This is a genomic window from Methyloversatilis sp. XJ19-13 (assembly GCF_024580155.1).
Lineage (GTDB): Bacteria > Pseudomonadota > Gammaproteobacteria > Burkholderiales > Rhodocyclaceae > Methyloversatilis.
In genome coordinates this window covers 285,747-301,816 of record NZ_JANINH010000005.1, presented here as the reverse complement: position 1 = coordinate 301,816, position 16,070 = coordinate 285,747, and the positions used below count along the sequence as shown (strand labels likewise).

The 16,070-nt window shown below is 66.5% G+C and carries 11 protein-coding genes; 9 read left to right on the top strand and 2 right to left on the bottom strand.

The genetic code is table 11. From position 1 onward, the window contains the following. Positions 1 to 22 precede the first annotated feature (22 nt). The 9 genes from NMQ14_RS09335 to NMQ14_RS09295 all read left to right on the top strand — a co-directional run bounded on the left by NMQ14_RS09335 (position 23) and on the right by NMQ14_RS09295 (position 13,353). Positions 23 to 1,273 carry a DUF4010 domain-containing protein gene (locus tag NMQ14_RS09335; RefSeq protein WP_257095458.1) on the top strand — a complete coding sequence of 417 codons (1,251 nt, stop codon included), beginning with the start codon at positions 23 to 25 and terminating at the stop codon, positions 1,271 to 1,273. An 89-nt stretch (positions 1,274 to 1,362) separates the two neighbouring features. Further along, complete coding sequence (locus NMQ14_RS09330) at positions 1,363 to 2,046, top strand: TetR/AcrR family transcriptional regulator (RefSeq protein ID WP_257082231.1); 684 nt, start codon at positions 1,363 to 1,365, stop codon at positions 2,044 to 2,046. Positions 2,047 to 2,114: 68 nt separating this feature from the next. After that, on the top strand, positions 2,115 to 4,595 hold the full coding sequence (locus NMQ14_RS09325) for an acyl-CoA dehydrogenase (RefSeq protein WP_257095510.1): 2,481 nt from the start codon (positions 2,115 to 2,117) through the stop codon (positions 4,593 to 4,595). After that, complete coding sequence (locus tag NMQ14_RS09320; protein WP_257095456.1) at positions 4,595 to 5,878, top strand: acetyl-CoA C-acetyltransferase; 1,284 nt, start codon at positions 4,595 to 4,597, stop codon at positions 5,876 to 5,878. The genes NMQ14_RS09325 and NMQ14_RS09320 overlap by 1 nt, the downstream gene beginning before the upstream one ends. After that, positions 5,875 to 7,827 carry a 3-hydroxyacyl-CoA dehydrogenase NAD-binding domain-containing protein gene (locus NMQ14_RS09315; protein WP_257095454.1) on the top strand — a complete coding sequence of 651 codons (1,953 nt, stop codon included), beginning with the start codon at positions 5,875 to 5,877 and terminating at the stop codon, positions 7,825 to 7,827. Before NMQ14_RS09320 ends, NMQ14_RS09315 begins: the two co-directional genes overlap by 4 nt. A gap of 21 nt (positions 7,828 to 7,848) precedes the next feature. Beyond that, positions 7,849 to 8,244 carry an acyl-CoA thioesterase gene (locus NMQ14_RS09310; protein WP_257095452.1) on the top strand — a complete coding sequence of 132 codons (396 nt, stop codon included), beginning with the start codon at positions 7,849 to 7,851 and terminating at the stop codon, positions 8,242 to 8,244. An 85-nt stretch (positions 8,245 to 8,329) separates the two neighbouring features. Then, positions 8,330 to 9,637: an OmpP1/FadL family transporter gene (locus NMQ14_RS09305; protein ID WP_257095450.1), complete on the top strand. Its 1,308-nt coding sequence runs from the start codon at positions 8,330 to 8,332 to the stop codon at positions 9,635 to 9,637. Between the two features lie 106 nt (positions 9,638 to 9,743). Continuing rightward, positions 9,744 to 12,143, top strand: coding sequence for a 3-hydroxyacyl-CoA dehydrogenase/enoyl-CoA hydratase family protein (locus NMQ14_RS09300; protein ID WP_257095448.1), 2,400 nt, complete (start codon positions 9,744 to 9,746; stop codon positions 12,141 to 12,143). A gap of 10 nt (positions 12,144 to 12,153) precedes the next feature. Further along, complete coding sequence (locus NMQ14_RS09295) at positions 12,154 to 13,353, top strand: acetyl-CoA C-acyltransferase (RefSeq protein ID WP_257095446.1); 1,200 nt, start codon at positions 12,154 to 12,156, stop codon at positions 13,351 to 13,353. A 53-nt stretch (positions 13,354 to 13,406) separates the two neighbouring features. Here NMQ14_RS09295 and NMQ14_RS09290 read toward each other — a convergent pair whose 3' ends face one another. Both NMQ14_RS09290 and NMQ14_RS09285 read right to left on the bottom strand, forming a co-directional pair. Further along, on the bottom strand, positions 13,407 to 14,126 hold the full coding sequence (locus NMQ14_RS09290; RefSeq protein ID WP_257095444.1) for a DsbC family protein: 720 nt from the start codon (positions 14,124 to 14,126) through the stop codon (positions 13,407 to 13,409). A gap of 75 nt (positions 14,127 to 14,201) precedes the next feature. Continuing rightward, complete coding sequence (locus NMQ14_RS09285) at positions 14,202 to 15,368, bottom strand: UbiH/UbiF family hydroxylase (RefSeq protein WP_257095442.1); 1,167 nt, start codon at positions 15,366 to 15,368, stop codon at positions 14,202 to 14,204. Positions 15,369 to 16,070: the final 702 nt, after the last annotated feature.

Here is a 16,070-nt window from a genome sequence, read left to right as displayed (position 1 = left end):
CCCACCCGCGTATCGTTGAGGCATGTCCGAATCCCTTGATCCCAGACTGATCGGCCTTGCCGCCGCGCTCGGCATCGGCCTGCTGATCGGCATGGAGCGCGAGCGGCGCAAGGGCGAAGGCCCGGCGCGTGCTGCGGCCGGTCTGCGCACCTTCACGCTGGCCGCATTGCTGGGCGCGCTGGCCATGCTGCTCGGCGGCGGCCTGACGCTGGCGGTGCTCGCGGCGGCGGTCGGGTTGCTGGCGGTGGTGTCCTACCGCAAGTCAGCCGACACCGATCCCGGCCTGACGACGGAAATCGCGCTGCTGCTGACCTTCATGCTCGGCGCGCTGGCGCAGGTCGATGCGCCGCTGGCGACCGGCATTGGCGTGCTGGTGGCCATCATGCTGGCCGCACGCAGCCACCTGCACCGCTTCGTCGTTCGCGTCATGTCGGAGCAGGAACTGCACGACGCCCTGCTGCTGGCCGCCGCGGCACTGGTCATCCTGCCGCTGACGCCCGATCGCACGGTCGATCCGTTCGATGCGATCAATCCGCGCACCTTGTGGACGCTGGCCGTGCTGATGATGGCCATCAACGCCTGCGGCCACATTGCACTGCGCGCCGCCGGGCCGGCGCTCGGCCTGTCGTTCGCCGGCTTCGCGTCGGGCTTCGTGTCGAGCACCGCCACCATCGCGGCGATGGGCGCACAGGCCGTGCGCACCCCCGCGTTGCGCGCCGGCGCCGTGTCGGGGGCCGTGCTGTCGTCGCTGGCGACCGTGCTGCAACTGGTGCTGCTGCTCGCCGTGACCAGTACCGCCGTACTGCGCGAAATGGCGCTGCCGCTGCTGGCGGCCGGCGTTGCTGCACTGGCGTACGGTCTGCTGGTCGCGTGGCGCAGTGTGCATGCCATGGAGGGCGAGACCGTGCCGCCCGGCCGCGCCTTCAATCCGCGCATTGCCGTGCTGTTCGCCGTCACGATGGGCGGCATGCTGCTGCTGACTTCACTGCTGCGTGAATACTTCGGCAATGCCGGCCTGAACCTGGCCGTGGGCCTGGCCGGTTTCGCCGACGCACATTCGTCTGCGGCAGCGGTCGCCGCCCTCCATGCCTCGGGCAAGATCGAGGCGACTCAGGCGGTGCTACCCATCCTGATCGGTTTCACCACCAATGCGATCAGCAAGACCGTCGTCGCCGCCACAGCCGGCGACCGGGCGTTCGCCGGTCAGGTTGTGCCCGGTGTGCTGCTGTCGGTGGGCGCAGCGTGGATGGTCTGGCTGCTGCGCGGAGGCTGATGTCCGCACGCATCGGTGGTCAACATGCTTGACAGCGGCGCTTTCCCGGCTAGAATTTAAACGAACGTTTGAATGAAGGCTGTGCAGGCATGGATGTCCGTCGCACCTCGCTGACCGCGCATGAAACCCGCAACCGCATTCTCGATGCGGCGCAGGCCCTGTTCGTGGCGCACGGTTTCGAGGCGACATCGATGCGCATGATCACCGGCGACGCCGGCGTCAATCTTGCGGCGGTGAACTACCACTTCGGTTCGAAGGACGTGCTGGTGCGCGAGGTGCTGAAGCGTCACCTGCAGCCGTTGAACGCACAGCGCATGCAGGCGCTCGATGCGGCCGAGGCCGAAGCCGGCGATCAGCCGGTGAAGCCCCACCGCATCGTCGATGCGTTCTTCAGCAGTTCGCTCGATCTGGCGTCGGGCAGTGCTGCCGGGCGCGAATTCATGCAGCTGCTCGGCCGCACCTTCACCGAACCGTCACCGACGGTGCGCGAATATCTCGCCACCGAATACGCGCCGGTGATCGGCCGTTACCGTGACGCATTCTGTCGTGCGCTGCCGACAGTGCCGGTCGAGGAAATCCTGTGGCGCCTGCATTTCATGCTCGGCGCCATGTCGTACGCGGTGTCGGGCATCGATTCGCTGCAGGTGCTGACCGGCGTGCGCATCGATGAACCGGATGCCATGCAGCGCATGCGACCGCGCCTGATGAGCTTCCTGCTCGGTGGCCTGCGGGCGCCACTGCCGGCCGGACAGGGCACGGACAACACGACATAGCGGAACAGGGTGCAGCGGTCGAACGACGGCCCGTGCACCGAAGCGAAGCACCGGAGGAGAAAAGCATGATGACCTGGATACTGTTGCTGCTGGTGCCGCTGGGCATCGTTCTGCTCGGCTACCTGCGCGCGCCGCTGCTCGTGTGCACCGCGGCCGCAGCCGCGTGGCTGGTGGCGGCCAGCCTGCATTTCGACTGGCCGACCGCGGTGAATGTCGCGATCGCGCTGCTGGCCGGCGTGCCGGCGTTGCTGCTGAACGTGACCCCGCTGCGCCGTGCGGTCATTTCGAAGCCGCTGCTGAACGTTTACCGCAACATTCTCCCGCCGATGTCCGACACCGAGCGCATCGCGCTCGAAGCCGGCACCGTGTGGTGGGAAGGTGAGCTGTTCCGCGGCCACCCGGACTGGTCCGTACTGCACGCCTATCCGGAACCGACGCTGAGCGCGGAAGAGCAGGCCTTCCTCGACAACGAGGTCGAACAGCTGTGCCGCCTGTCCGACGACTGGACCATTTCGCACGAACTGAAGGACCTGCCGCCTCAAGCCTGGCAATACATCAAGGACGCCGGTTTCCTTGGCCTCATCATTCCGAAGCAGTACTGCGGCAAGCAGTTCTCGGCCTGGGCGCATTCGCAGATCGTGACCAAGCTGTCGACCCGCTGCTCCGCCTCGGCGGTCACCGTGATGGTGCCCAACTCGCTCGGCCCGGCCGAACTGCTGTTGCACTACGGCACCGACGCGCAGAAGGATCACTACCTGCCGCGCCTGGCCAAGGGGCTGGAGATTCCGTGTTTTGCACTCACCAGCCCGCAGGCCGGCTCGGACGCAGCCTCGATTCCGGACTTCGGCATCATCTGCAGGGGTGAGTACCAGGGCCGCGAAGTGCTCGGCATGCGCGTCACCTGGGACAAGCGCTACATCACGCTCGGTCCGGTCGCGACCCTGCTCGGTCTGGCCTTCCGCCTGTACGACCCGGAGCACCTGCTGGGCGACACCGAAGACCTCGGCATCACCTGCGCACTCATTCCGACCGACCATCCGGGTGTCCAGATCGGCCGCCGCCACTTCCCGCTGAACGCGGTGTTCCAGAACGGACCGAACTGGGGCAAGGATGTGTTCATGCCGCTGGACTGGATCATCGGCGGCCCGGCGATGGCCGGTCAGGGCTGGCGCATGCTGATGGAGTGTCTCGCCGCCGGTCGCTCGATTTCGCTGCCGGCGTCGAATACCGGCATGGCCAAGCTCACGGCCCGCACGGTCGGCGGCTATGCGCGCGTGCGCAGCCAGTTCAAGACGGCAATCGGCCGCTTCGAAGGCATCCAGGAGCCGCTGGCCCGCATCGGTGGCCATCTGTACATGATGGACGCCGCCCGCCGCATGACCGCCGGCGCGATCGATCTGGGCGAAAAGCCGTCGGTGGTGTCGGCCATCGTGAAGTACCACATCACCGAGCGCGCGCGCGTCGTCGTCAATGACGGGATGGACATCCTCGGCGGCAAGGGCATCTGCCTGGGTCCGTCGAACTTCCTCGGCCGCGCCTACCAGCAGATCCCGATCGGCATCACGGTCGAGGGCGCGAACATCCTGACGCGCAGCCTGATCATCTTCGGCCAGGGCGCCATCCGCTGCCATCCGTACGTGCTGCGCGAAATGCGCGCCGCGCTGGCCGACGATACGCCGGCGGTACTCGCGGAATTCGACGATGCGCTGTTTTCCCACATCGGCTACACCGCGAGCAATGCGATACGCGCGCTGGTGACCGGTCTGACTGGTTCGCACTGGGTCGGCGTGCCGAGCGGCGTGGCGCCGGAAACACGTCGCTACTACCAGCAGCTCACGCGCTTCTCGACCGCCTTCGCGTTCATTTCGGATGCCGCGATGCTCACCATGGGGGGCGATCTGAAGCGCAAGGAAAAGCTGTCGGCGCGGCTGGGCGACATCCTTTCGCAGATGTATCTGTGCTCAGCCACATTGAAGCGCTACGAAGCCGATGGCCGGCAGGCGGCCGACGCGCCGCTGATGCACTGGGCCATGTGGGACGCCATGTTCCATGCCCAGACCGCGTTCGAAGGCGTGATGTCCAACTTCCCGAACCGCGCCATCGCCATCCTGCTGCGCCGGCTCATCTTCCCGCTCGGCCGGCCTTACGTCGTGCCGTCGGACCGGCTCGGCGGCGAGGTGGCGAAGCTGCTGATCGAACCCTCGGCGACACGCGACCGGCTGACCGCCGGCATGTACATCCCGGATGACGAGCACGATCCGGTCGGGGTCATCGAACATGCGCTGAACGCGACGATTGCCGCGGAAGCCATCGAGGCGCGCGTGCGTGCGGCGCAGAAGAAAGGCTTGCTGCAGGCGCGCGGTGCCGGTCTGATGCAGGCGGCGTTCGACGGCGGCCTGATCGACGACGCCGAATTCGCGCTGATCCGTCGGCGCGACACCCTGCGTGACCGGGTCGTCCGGGTGGACGACTTTCCGCAGGATTTCGGTGTCGATGCGGCAAGCGCACCGCCGGCCGAATCGCACAACGTCACCGCGATCGCCGCCTGATGATCTCATCCGACGTTTTCGTGGTCGATGGCGCGCGCACGCCCTTCCTGAAGTCGCGCAACGCGCCCGGCCCGTTCGCCGCGGCCGACCTCGCGGTGGCCGCCGGCAACGCGCTGCTGTCGCGCCAGCGCTTCCGGCCGGATCAGCTCGACGAAGTCATTCTCGGCTGCGCCGCGCCATCGGCCGACGAAGCGAACATCGGTCGCATCGCCGCGCTGCGCCTGGGCTGTGGTGACCGCGTGCCGGGCTGGACGGTGATGCGCAACTGCGCCAGCGGCATGCAGGCACTCGATTCGGGCATTGCCAACATCCGGCTCGGACGCGCCGACCTGGTGCTGGCCGGCGGCGTCGATGCGCTGTCGCGCGCCCATCTGCTGTTTTCCGACGCCATGGTGCGCTGGCTGTCGCAGTGGTACGCGGCCAGAAGCTTCGGCGCGCGGGCGCAGCTGCTGACGAAATTCCGCCCCGGCATGCTGGTGCCGGTCATCGGGCTGCTGAAAGGTCTGACTGATCCGGTCATCGGCATCAATATGGGCCAGACCGCCGAAAACCTCGCCGCGCGCTTCGGCATCAGCCGCACGCAGATGGATTTCCACGCCATGCGCTCGCATCAGCGCACGGCCGCCGCCCTCGACGCCGGCCATTTCGATGAAATCGTGCCGATCGCCGACGTCGGTGGACGTATATATATGGAGGACGACGGCATGCGGCGCGATTCGTCGGTGCCGCGACTGGCAAAGCTGCGCCCGGTGTTTGATCGCGCGCACGGCCACATCACGGCCGGCAACAGTTCCCAGGTGACCGACGGTGCGGCCTGGCTGCTGCTGTGTTCGCGCAAGGCGGTCGAGGAACACGGACTGACGCCGCTCGGCCGCATTGTCGACACCGAGTGGGCCGGACTGGACCCGGCACAGATGGGACTCGGGCCGGTGCATGCCGCCACACCCATCCTGCAGCGGCACGGTCTCGGGCTGAACGATCTCGATGCCTGGGAGATCAACGAGGCTTTCGCCGCCCAGGTCATCGGCTGCATCGAGGCGTGGAAGAGCGACGACTACTGCCGCACCGAACTGGGCCTGCCCGGCGCGCTGGGCACGCTCGACGAGCGCCGGCTGAACATCGATGGCGGTGCTATCGCGATCGGTCACCCGGTCGGCGCCAGCGGTGCGCGCATCGTGCTGCATCTGCTGCATGTGCTGCGCCGGCAGGGCGGCGGTCGCGGCATCGCGGCCATCTGCATCGGTGGCGGTCAGGGTGGCGCCATGCTGGTGGAAACGACGTGAGCGCCGAAATGACGCAAGGGCTCGAGCACTGGCGCCTCGAGCGCGACGCTGAAGGCATCGCCTGGCTCACTTTCGACCGTGCCGGGGAAAGCGTGAATACGCTGTCCGGCGAAGTGATGCGCGAACTGGCTGGCGTGCTCGACACATTCGACGCCGCGCCGCCGCGTGGGCTGGTGATCCTGTCCGGCAAGCCAACTGGCTTCATCGCTGGCGCGGACATCGCCGAATTCGGACAGGTCAGCGATCTGGCCGGCGCGCGTGCGCTGATCGAACGCGGCTGGAACCTGTTCAACCGGCTGGCGGCCGTGCACTACCCAACCTGTGCGCTGGTGCGCGGCTTCTGCGTTGGCGGCGGCACCGAACTGGCGCTGGCCTGCGACCGCATCGTTGCAGTGGACGAACCCGGCACCCGCTTTTCGCTGCCCGAAGTGATGCTCGGCATCGTGCCCGGCTGGGGCGGCATGCTGCGCCTGCCGGCCCGCATCGGCGCGCCGGCCGCACTCGACATGATGCTGACCGGCCGCGCGCTCGACGTGCGGCGCGCCAGATCACTCGGTCTGGTCGACGACATCGCCCCGGCGCGGCTGATGCGTGAGCATGCGGCGGCCGCCGTGCTGTCGGGCGCGCCGCGCAAACCGCTGCCGCTGCTGCAGCGCCTGCTGTCCGGGCCGCTGCGCGGCGTGGTGGCGAAGAAGGCGCTGGCCGGCGTGGCGAAGCGTGCAAGTCGCCGGCACTACCCGGCGCCGTACGCCATCATCGACATCTGGCGTGATTTCGGCGGCAATGCGCTGGCCGTGCCGGAAGGCCATCCGTCGTCGATGAGCGCGCTCGTGGCTCATCCGACCACGGCCAACCTGCAGCGCGTCTATCACCTGCGCGAGCGCCTGCGCGGCTTCGGCAAGCCGCAAGGCGTCGAGCTGCCGGTGGTCCGGCACGTGCATGTGGTCGGCTCCGGTGTCATGGGGGGCGACATCGCCGCCTGGTGCGCGCTGCGCGGCTTTCGGGTGACGCTGCAGGACAGCAGCGCCGAACGCATCGTCCCGGCGCTGCAGCGCGCCGCGAAGGCCTGGGGCCGCAAGTTCCGGCGCGACCGGCGCAGCCTGCGCGCGGCGCTCGACCGGCTGGTGCCGGACGTGACCGGCGCCGGTATCGAGGGGGCCGACGTCATCATCGAAGCCATCTACGAAGATCTCGATGCTAAGCAGGCGCTGTTTCGTGACATCGAACGGCGCGCGAAGCCCGATGCGCTGATCGCCACCAACACCTCCAGCCTGCGCATCGAGGACATCGCTGCCTGCCTGCGCACGCCGTCGCGGCTGGTCGGCATCCATTTCTTCAATCCGGTGGCGCAGATGCCGCTGGTCGAAGTGGTGAGCGGTACGGCCAGCGATCCGCTGGCCGTGCAACGTGCCGCGGCCTTCGTCGGCGCGCTCGACAAATTGCCGCTGCCGGTGGCCAGCAGTCCGGGTTTCCTCGTCAATGCGGTGCTCGGCCCCTACATGCTGGAAGCGATGAAGTGCGTCGACGAAGGCATCGCACCCGAAGTGGTGGACCGCGCGGCACAGGATTTCGGCATGGCCATGGGGCCGGTCGAACTGATCGATACCGTCGGGCTCGACATCGCGCTGGCCGCCGGTGCGCGGCTGACCGGCAGCGCGCAGGCGCCTGCCTGCCTGCAGCGCCATGTCGATGCCGGCCGGCTCGGACGCAAGACCGGCCAGGGATTTTACGAGTGGACCGACGGCAGGCCGCAGCGCGGTGCGGTATCGTCCGTGCCCGACGGACTGACCGACAGGCTGCTTGCGCCGCTGGTCGCCGTCACGCGGCGCTGCGTCGAACAGCAGGTGGTCGCCGATGCCGATCTGGCCGACGCCGGCCTGATCTTCGGCGCGGGCTTCGCGCCCTGGACCGGCGGCCCGCTGCATCATGAGCGCCTGAAAACCCATTGACCCTTTTTTGAGCATCGATCCATGAATGATTCCGTACAGTCCCTGCCCGATGACCAACCCGCGCTGCGCCTGCTGCCGATGCCGCGCGACCTCAACGCGGCGGGCGACATATTCGGCGGCTGGGTCATGTCGCAGGTGGACGTGGCCGGTTCGATCGCGGCGATGCGCCGCACCCGCTCGCGCGTGGTGACGGTGGCGGTCAATTCCTTCGTGTTCCTGCAGCCGATCACGACCCAGTATCTCGTGTCCTTCTATGCATCGGTGGCACGGGTCGGCAATACCTCGATCACGGTCGATGTGACGGTCTATGCGGAAACGGGTTACGAAAACATACAGATAAAGAAGGTGGCGGAGGCGACGTTGACCTATGTTGCAGTGGGCGAAGAGGGGCAGAAACTGAATATTCCGAAAGATTGACCGTTACAGCGCTGTACGGTCGCACCGGCCCCGACTTCTGCGGTGAATCGGGCGCCGGCAACGCATCACCAGACGAGGAGCTGAAATGTCATCACACAATAATTGTGCAAGTCCCGATCTTCCGTTCGCACGTCTGGCCGTGCTGATCGGATTGACGATGTCCGGTCAGGCCATGGCAGCCGGCTTTGCGGTACAGAACCAGAACGGCGCCGGTACGGCGACCGCATTTGCCGGTGCGGCCGCTGTCGCGGACGACGCCAGCACGATCTACTTCAATCCGGCCGGCATGACCTATCTGCCGATGGGGCACAGCATTTCGGTCGCCGGCACGCTGCTGCACCGATCGCTGAAGTTCGACGATCGCGGTTCGAATGCGCTGATCCTGCCCGGACCGACCGTTTTTCCACTGGGCGATGAAGGCGGCGAGGGCGGCGGCCTGTCGCTTGTTCCGGCTGGCTACTACAGCTATGCAATCAATGACCGCTTCCGCATCGGTGTCGGCGTGTCGGCCACCTTTGGCAACAAGACCGACTACAACACCACCTTCCTCGGCCGCTTCCAGGGCAACTACGTCGACCTGAAGGCGCTGAACATCAATCCGTCGGTCGCCTGGCGCGTCAATGACCAGCTGTCGATCGGCGCCGGCATCAGTTTCGTCAAGCTTGAAGGCGACATCCAGCAGCAGCTGCCGGTGTCGCCGCTGCTGCCCAATGCACGCAACCGGCTGGAAGCGGATGACACGGCGATGGGTTTCAACGTCGGCCTGATGTATCAGGTGACACCGGCCATGCGCGTCGGTCTGTCCTACCGCTCGAAGATAGACTTCCGGCTCAAAGGCGAGGCGACCGCGACCGAAGCCGGTCCGGCGACCGGCGTGACGCCCGCTTTCGCGAGGATTGAGCTGCCCGATACCTTCTCGGTTGCCGTGCATCACCAGATGACCGACCGCTGGGAAGTGATGGGTGACTACACTTGGACCGGCTGGTCGTCCTTCAAGTCACTCGACGTGCGCAATGAAAACACCGGTGCCCGCCTGACCAATCCGGAGTACGACTTCCGCGACAGCTGGCGTATCGGTTACGGCGCGGCCTACAAATACACCGAGGCGCTGAAGCTGCGGTTCGGCGTTGCGTTCGACAAGTCGCCGGTGCATGACGAAACGACGCGCACGCTGACGCTGCCCGACAGCGACCGCTACTGGGTGGCGATCGGTGCGCGCTATGCGCTGTCGCCGAAATCGACGATCGATGTCGGCTACGCGCACATCTTCTTCGACCGCGAAGGCATCGACCGACGCACCATCGTCGGCACCACGCCGACCGGCCAGATCATTCGCGGCAAGTTCGATACCAGTGCGGACCTGCTGTCGGTGCAGTACAACCAGACCTTCTGATGCCGCACCGGCCGGCGCCCGCAAGGCGCCGGCCGGTGCGCAGCTTCTGCCTTTTCGGTGATCCGGCCGCACTTGGTGGCCGGCGTTCCGCTTCCGGGAGACCGCCATGTCCCGTCCCATCCCCCTTCAGTTCCGTATCCGTCGTGTCGCCGTGCTCGGTGCTGGCGTCATGGGTGCGCAGATTGCCGCGCACTGCGCCAACGCGAATGTATCGGTCGTGCTGTTCGACCTCGCCGCGAAGGAGGGCGACCCGGACGCCATCGTCAGGCGCGCGCTCGACGGCCTGAAAAAGCTCGAACCCGCGCCGCTGGCAACCGCCGACCGGCTGGCGTTGATCGACATCGCCAACTACGACCGCGACCTCGCGCGGCTGGCCGACTGCGATCTGGTGATCGAAGCGATCGCCGAACGCATGGACTGGAAGCACGGCCTGTACGCGAAGGTGGCGCCGCATCTGCGCGCCGACGCGATCTTCGCCAGCAACACCTCCGGCCTGTCGATCAACGCGCTGGCCGACGGCTGCCCCGACAGCCTGCGCAGCCGCTTCTGCGGCGTGCACTTCTTCAATCCGCCGCGCTACATGTCGCTGGTCGAGCTCATCCCGTCGCGCTCGACCGACGCGGCGCTGCTCGACGCGCTGGAAACCTTCCTGACGACGACGCTGGGCAAAAGCGTGGTGCGTGCGCTCGATACGCCCAACTTCGTCGCCAACCGGGTCGGCGTGTTTTCGATGCTGGCCGCGATGCACCACACGGAGCGCCTCGGCCTGGGCTTCGACGAGGTCGACGCGCTGACCGGCCCGGCGATCGGCCGGCCGAAGTCGGCCACCTATCGCACTGCCGATGTGGTCGGGCTGGACACCTTGCTGCACGTCGTGAAAACGATGACCGACCACCTGCCGGCCGACCCGTGGCACCGCTACTACACCGCGCCGGCCTGGCTCGCCGCGCTGGTCGGCCGGGGCGCGCTGGGCCAGAAGACGAAGGCCGGCGTTTATCGCAAGGACGGGCGGCAGATCAAGGTGCTGGATCTGGCAACGCAGGATTACCGCGATGCGGCCGGCGCCGTGGCCGAGGAGGTGCAGGTCATCCTGGCCGAGCGCGATCCGCAGATGAAGCTCGCGGCGCTGCGTGCGTCGGCGCATCCGCAGGCGCAGTTCCTGTGGTCCGTCTTCCGTGACGTGTTCCATTACGTCGCCGTGCATCTGGGCGATATCGCCCACAGCGCGCGCGACGTCGATTTCGCGATGCGCTGGGGCTTCGGCTGGCAGGCCGGGCCATTCGAAACCTGGCAGGCCGCCGGCTGGCAGCAGGTCTCCGGCTGGCTGCGCGATGACATTGCCGCCGGTCGCACCATGAGTGACGCTCCGTTGCCGGCCTGGGTGTTCGAGCGCCACGCGGCGCATGAGGCCGCCGGATCGTGGTCGGCGTCGGCCGCCGCGCTGCAGCCGCGTGCATCGCTGCCGGCCCATGCACGCCAGCTGTTTCCCGAACTCGTGCTCGGCGAGATGCCGCGTGCCACGCACACGATCTGGGAAGGCGACGAGGTGCGGCTGTGGACGCTGGATGATGCCGATGGCGCGCGCGCGCCGGTGCTGTCGTTCAAGAGCCGCATGTCGGCCATCGGGCCGAAGGTGCTCGAAGGCGTGCGCGAGGCCATCGCCCGCGCAGAACGCGACTTCGATGCGCTGGTCATCTGGCAACCGCAGGGGCCGTTTTCGGTCGGCGCCAACCTGAAGCAGATCCGGCCGGTGCTCGAAGCCGGTGATTTCAAGGCGCTGGATGGCGTCATCAACGATTTCCAGCAGGCGTCGCAGGCGATCAAGCACGCACAGATTCCGGTCATCACCGCGGTGCAGAACATGGCGTTGGGCGGCGGCTGCGAATTCGTCATGCATTCGCCGCGCGCCGTGGTGGCGCTGGAAAGCTATATCGGGCTGGTGGAAGCGGGCGTCGGCCTGATTCCGGCCGGCGGCGGCTGCAAGGAATTCGCGCTGCGCGCAGCGCGCGCCGCCGAAGCGTCGGCGACGAAGGACCCGATGAATTTCCTGCAGTCGGTGTTCCAGACCATCGCCATGGCGCAGGTGTCGAAAAGCGCGCGTCACGCGCAGGAACTGGGCCTGCTGAAGCCGGACGACGTGGTGGTGATGCATGCGCACGAACTGCTGCATGTGGCGCGTCGCAACGCGGTCGCCATGGCCGACAGCGCCTGGCGCCCGGCGCTGCAGGCGTCGAACATCATGGTGGCCGGGCGCAGCGGCATCGCCACGCTGGACATGATGCTGGTGAACATGCGCGAGGGCGGCCTGATTTCGGCGCACGACTATCGCGTCGCGCGCGCCGCGGCTGTCGCGCTGTGCGGCGGCGAAATCGAAACCGGCTCGCGCGTGAGCGAACAGTGGCTGCTCGAAGTCGAACGCGCGGAATTCGTCGCGCTGCTGCGGACGCCCGAAACCCAGGCGCGCATCGCGCACATGATGGACACCGGCAAACCCTTGCGGAACTGAGGAGACCGTCATGACACGACAGATCCAGGATGCCTACATCGTCGCCGCGAAGCGCACGGCCGTGGCGCGCAAGAACGGTGCCTTCCGCCACGTGCGGCCGGACGACATGCTGGCGCACGTGCTGCGCGGCACGGTCGACGCCGTGCCGGCTTTCGACCTGAACGACATCGGCGACGTGGTCGTCGGTTGCGCGATGCCGGAAGCGGAGCAGGGCATGAATGTGGCGCGCATCGGCGTGCTGCTGGCCGGTTTTCCGGTGTCGGTGCCGGGCATCACGGTGAACCGCTTCTGCGCCAGCGGCCTGAATGCCGTGGCCGATGCGGCGATGAAGATCATGACCGGCCAGTGCGACATCGCCATCGGCGCCGGCACCGAATCGATGACCGTCATGCCGACCATGATGGGCAACAAGGTCACCGTGAATCCGCGCGCCTTCGAGTCGGACGAACACGTCGCCATCGCCTACGGCATGGGCCTGACCGCGGAAAAAGTCGTGCAGCAATACGGCGTGTCGCGCGAGGACCAGGACGCCTTCGCGCTGGCGTCGCACCACAAGGCGCTGGCCGCGATCGCCGCCGGCCGTTTCCGCGACGAGGTGCTGCCCTACACCGTGCGCAGCCACCTGCCCGATCTGGCGAGCAATACGGTACGCATGACCGAGCGCGTTTTCGACACCGATGAAGGGCCGCGAGCCGATTCGAGCGCGGAAGCGCTGGCGAAGCTGCGTCCGGCCTTTTCGGCGCGCGGCTCGGTCACCGCCGGCAACAGTTCGCAGATGTCTGACGGTGCGGCTGCCGTGCTGCTGATGTCGGAAGCGGCCATGCAGCGCACCGGTGCCGTGCCGATCGCGCGCTTCCGCAGCTTCGCGGTGGCCGGCGTGCCGCCGGAAATCATGGGCATCGGCCCGGTCGAGGCGATCCCGAAGGCGCTGAAGCTGGCCGGCCTCGCGCAGGACGACATCGACTGGATCGAACTGAACGAAGCCTTCGCGGCGCAGGCGCTGGCGGTGATGCGCACGCTGGGGCTGGATCCGGCGAAGGTGAATCCGCTTGGCGGCGCCATCGCGCTCGGTCACCCGCTGGGCGCCACCGGCGCCATCCGCACCGCCACCGTCATCGCCGCCATGCAGCGCGGCGAGGCGCGTACCGGCATGGTGACGATGTGCATCGGCACCGGCATGGGCGCCGCAGGGATATTCGAGAAGGTGTGAGCGCGCGTCAGCGCAGAAGGTCGGAACCGGCGCCATGCCGGTCCCGATCAGCCTTACTTGATGCCGGCCAGGCGCTTTTCGAGTTGCGCGACCGGCACATAGCCCGGAATACGCTCACCCGTGCTGAGGAAGATGGTCGGCGTACCGCGCACGCGGTACTTTTCGCCCAGCGCCGCTGCTTTCTGGAAGCCGGCCGTGTCGCACGATGCAGCCGCCGATGCCGGCGCAACATTCGTGGTCATCCAGTCGCTCCACGCCTTCACGCGGTCGGGCGAGCACCAGATCGCTTCCGACTTCTTCACCGAATCCGGGCCGAGCACCGGCGTCAGGAAGGTGTAGACGGTCACGTTCTCCATCGTCAGCAATTCCTTCGCCAGCTTCTTGCAATAGCCGCAGTTCGGGTCTTCGAAGGTGGCGATGACCCGCTTGCCGCTGCCGCGTACCTGCTTGATCGCGAGCTCGAGCGGCAGCTCGGCGAAGTTGATGCCTGACAGCTGGTTCACCCGCTGCTGCGTGATGTTCTGGCGCGACTTCGCGTCGAGGATTTCGCCCAGGATGAGGTAATTCGCCTTCTCGTCGGTGTACAGGATTTCGCCGCCGATGCGGACCTCATACAGGCCGAGGTAAGGCGTCTTGGTGACGCCTTCGACCTTTGAACCGTTGCCGATGGCGGCTTCGACGGCGGTCTTGATCGAATCTTCAACCGGACCCGCGAAGGCAACCGATGTGGCGGCGAGCGCGCACATCAGTGCGGCGGTGTGCTTGAGGGACATGAAAACTCCTGTTGGGGCGCTGTGTTGGCGGCCCCGATGGGCCGGATTCAGTGCGTGTGTTGTTTCGTGCGCCAATTAACCGAGCGCGTAGCGTACCAGCGCATTGCGTAGGACAGGCACACCCTGTGTCAGGTTCAGTCCGGTATTCCTGAGCCAGGCCAGCGCCGGCCACGCCGGGCGGAACAGTTCGTGCAGTGCATGCGTCGTCAGTTGCAGCGCCTGCACCTCTTCGGCCCGCTTGCGCTCGTAGCGGCGCAGCACGCGCACGTCGCCCAGCACGCTGCGATCAGTGTCGGCCAGCACGCTGGCCAGCACGCGGACGTCGGCAAAACCCAGATTCACACCGTGACCCGACAACGGGTGGATGGCATGCGCCGCATCGCCGACCAGCGCCACGCCCGGTGCGATCACCTTGGGTACCTGCATCAGGCGCAGCGGAAAACCGGCTGCCGGCGTCACCAGCTCGAGTGCGCCGAGCACGTGATCGCCCGCGGCCGCAACCTCGATCGCCAGTGTCGCCGCGTCATGTTGCAGCAGTTCGCGACCCCTGGCTTCGGGCGCCGACCACACCATGGACATGTGCTGATCCGGCAGCGGCAGGAAAGCCAGCACGCCATCCGGCCTGAACCATTGCCAGGCGCAGCCCAGATGCGGCTTTTCGCAGCGGAAATTGGCGATCACGCCCAGTTCGTTGTAATCGGTGAAATGCGCGTCCAGCCCGACCTGCGCGCGCACCCATGAATTGACCCCATCGGCGCCGACCACCAGCGCGGCATCGAGCGTGCGGCCATCCTCCAGCGTCAGCCGCGAGCGGCCGCGTTCGTGCGTCAGCTTCGCCGGCCGCGCCGGGCACAGCAAGGTGGCATTGGCCTGCCGCTTCACGCCCTCCCACAGCTCGCGCGCGATCAGGCTCGATTCGGCAATCCACGCCAGCTCACCCACGCCGACGTCGAACGCCGAAAAGTCGAGCCGCGCACCGCGGTCGCCGAACACCTCGATGCGGGCGAGCGGCTGCATCCGCGCATGCTCGAGATGCGCCCAGGCGCCGACCGACTCCAGAAAGGCCGCGCTCGACGGGCTGACCGCATATACCCGCGCGTCCCAGCTCCCGATCGGCCACTCCGGCATCCGTCCCTCGACCAGCGCCACCGAAAGCTGCGCCCGGCGCAGCGCCGCACACAGCGCCAGCCCGGGCAGGCCGGCGCCAACGATGACCACGTCGAACTGAAGATCCTGCTGCATCGCGAAAGTGACCGCACGGATGAAAGACCCGCGATTGTCCTGCCGGGCCGCCATTCTTGACAAGACCCGGTCGCTCCACGACAATCCACGGCCTTTCAAAGGGTGATGTAGCTCAGCTGGTTAGAGCGACGGATTCATAAGCAGTTCGTCAGAAAACATGGAGCCTTGAAACCCAAGCCAGATGCGGGTTTCAAGGCTCTTTTGCTTTCTGTCAGTCCAATACTATCGGGTTTATCCAAAACTCAAACGGGCTACAGAGGAGTCGTAACAGCTTTGTCATGACCGTCCTAGGAAATGCTTTAAGATTATTTGTGGCCCGCACCCAGATTTGATTGGTAGGTGAGGCTTCGAGACTTGAGTGTTCTGCAACACACCGTTCAAGACAGAGAAAATGGATCGACAGCGCACTTCGTTTGCAGCATTGCTTCTAGCGTTCGTTGGGGGCTGCGCATCCATGGACAAGATGTATTCGAGTTGTAATGAGCAACATGCCAGCTTCAAAGGTGTCGCGGAATGCACCGCGACGGCACTTAGGGCCGACTCTCGATACTCATTCCACAACGGTTACATCAGTAACGCTCATCGGGTAATTGCTGCCCTTGATGTATTGGAAGAACGCATAGCCTCGGGACAGATCTCCGAAAAAGAGGCGCGGTACCAGGTTCAAGAGTTGCTCGCCCAGATGCATGCACAGGTTGTAGC

Coding starts and splice junctions, on each gene's coding strand:
- NMQ14_RS09290 (WP_257095444.1), bottom strand. CDS start 14,126: ATGTCCCTCAAGCACACCGCCGCACTGATGTGCGCGCTCGCCGCCACA.
- NMQ14_RS09305 (WP_257095450.1), top strand. CDS start 8,330: ATGTCATCACACAATAATTGTGCAAGTCCCGATCTTCCGTTCGCACGT.
- NMQ14_RS09330 (WP_257082231.1), top strand. CDS start 1,363: ATGGATGTCCGTCGCACCTCGCTGACCGCGCATGAAACCCGCAACCGC.
- NMQ14_RS09300 (WP_257095448.1), top strand. CDS start 9,744: ATGTCCCGTCCCATCCCCCTTCAGTTCCGTATCCGTCGTGTCGCCGTG.
- NMQ14_RS09325 (WP_257095510.1), top strand. CDS start 2,115: ATGACCTGGATACTGTTGCTGCTGGTGCCGCTGGGCATCGTTCTGCTC.
- NMQ14_RS09285 (WP_257095442.1), bottom strand. CDS start 15,368: ATGCAGCAGGATCTTCAGTTCGACGTGGTCATCGTTGGCGCCGGCCTG.
- NMQ14_RS09310 (WP_257095452.1), top strand. CDS start 7,849: ATGAATGATTCCGTACAGTCCCTGCCCGATGACCAACCCGCGCTGCGC.
- NMQ14_RS09335 (WP_257095458.1), top strand. CDS start 23: ATGTCCGAATCCCTTGATCCCAGACTGATCGGCCTTGCCGCCGCGCTC.
- NMQ14_RS09295 (WP_257095446.1), top strand. CDS start 12,154: ATGACACGACAGATCCAGGATGCCTACATCGTCGCCGCGAAGCGCACG.
- NMQ14_RS09320 (WP_257095456.1), top strand. CDS start 4,595: ATGATCTCATCCGACGTTTTCGTGGTCGATGGCGCGCGCACGCCCTTC.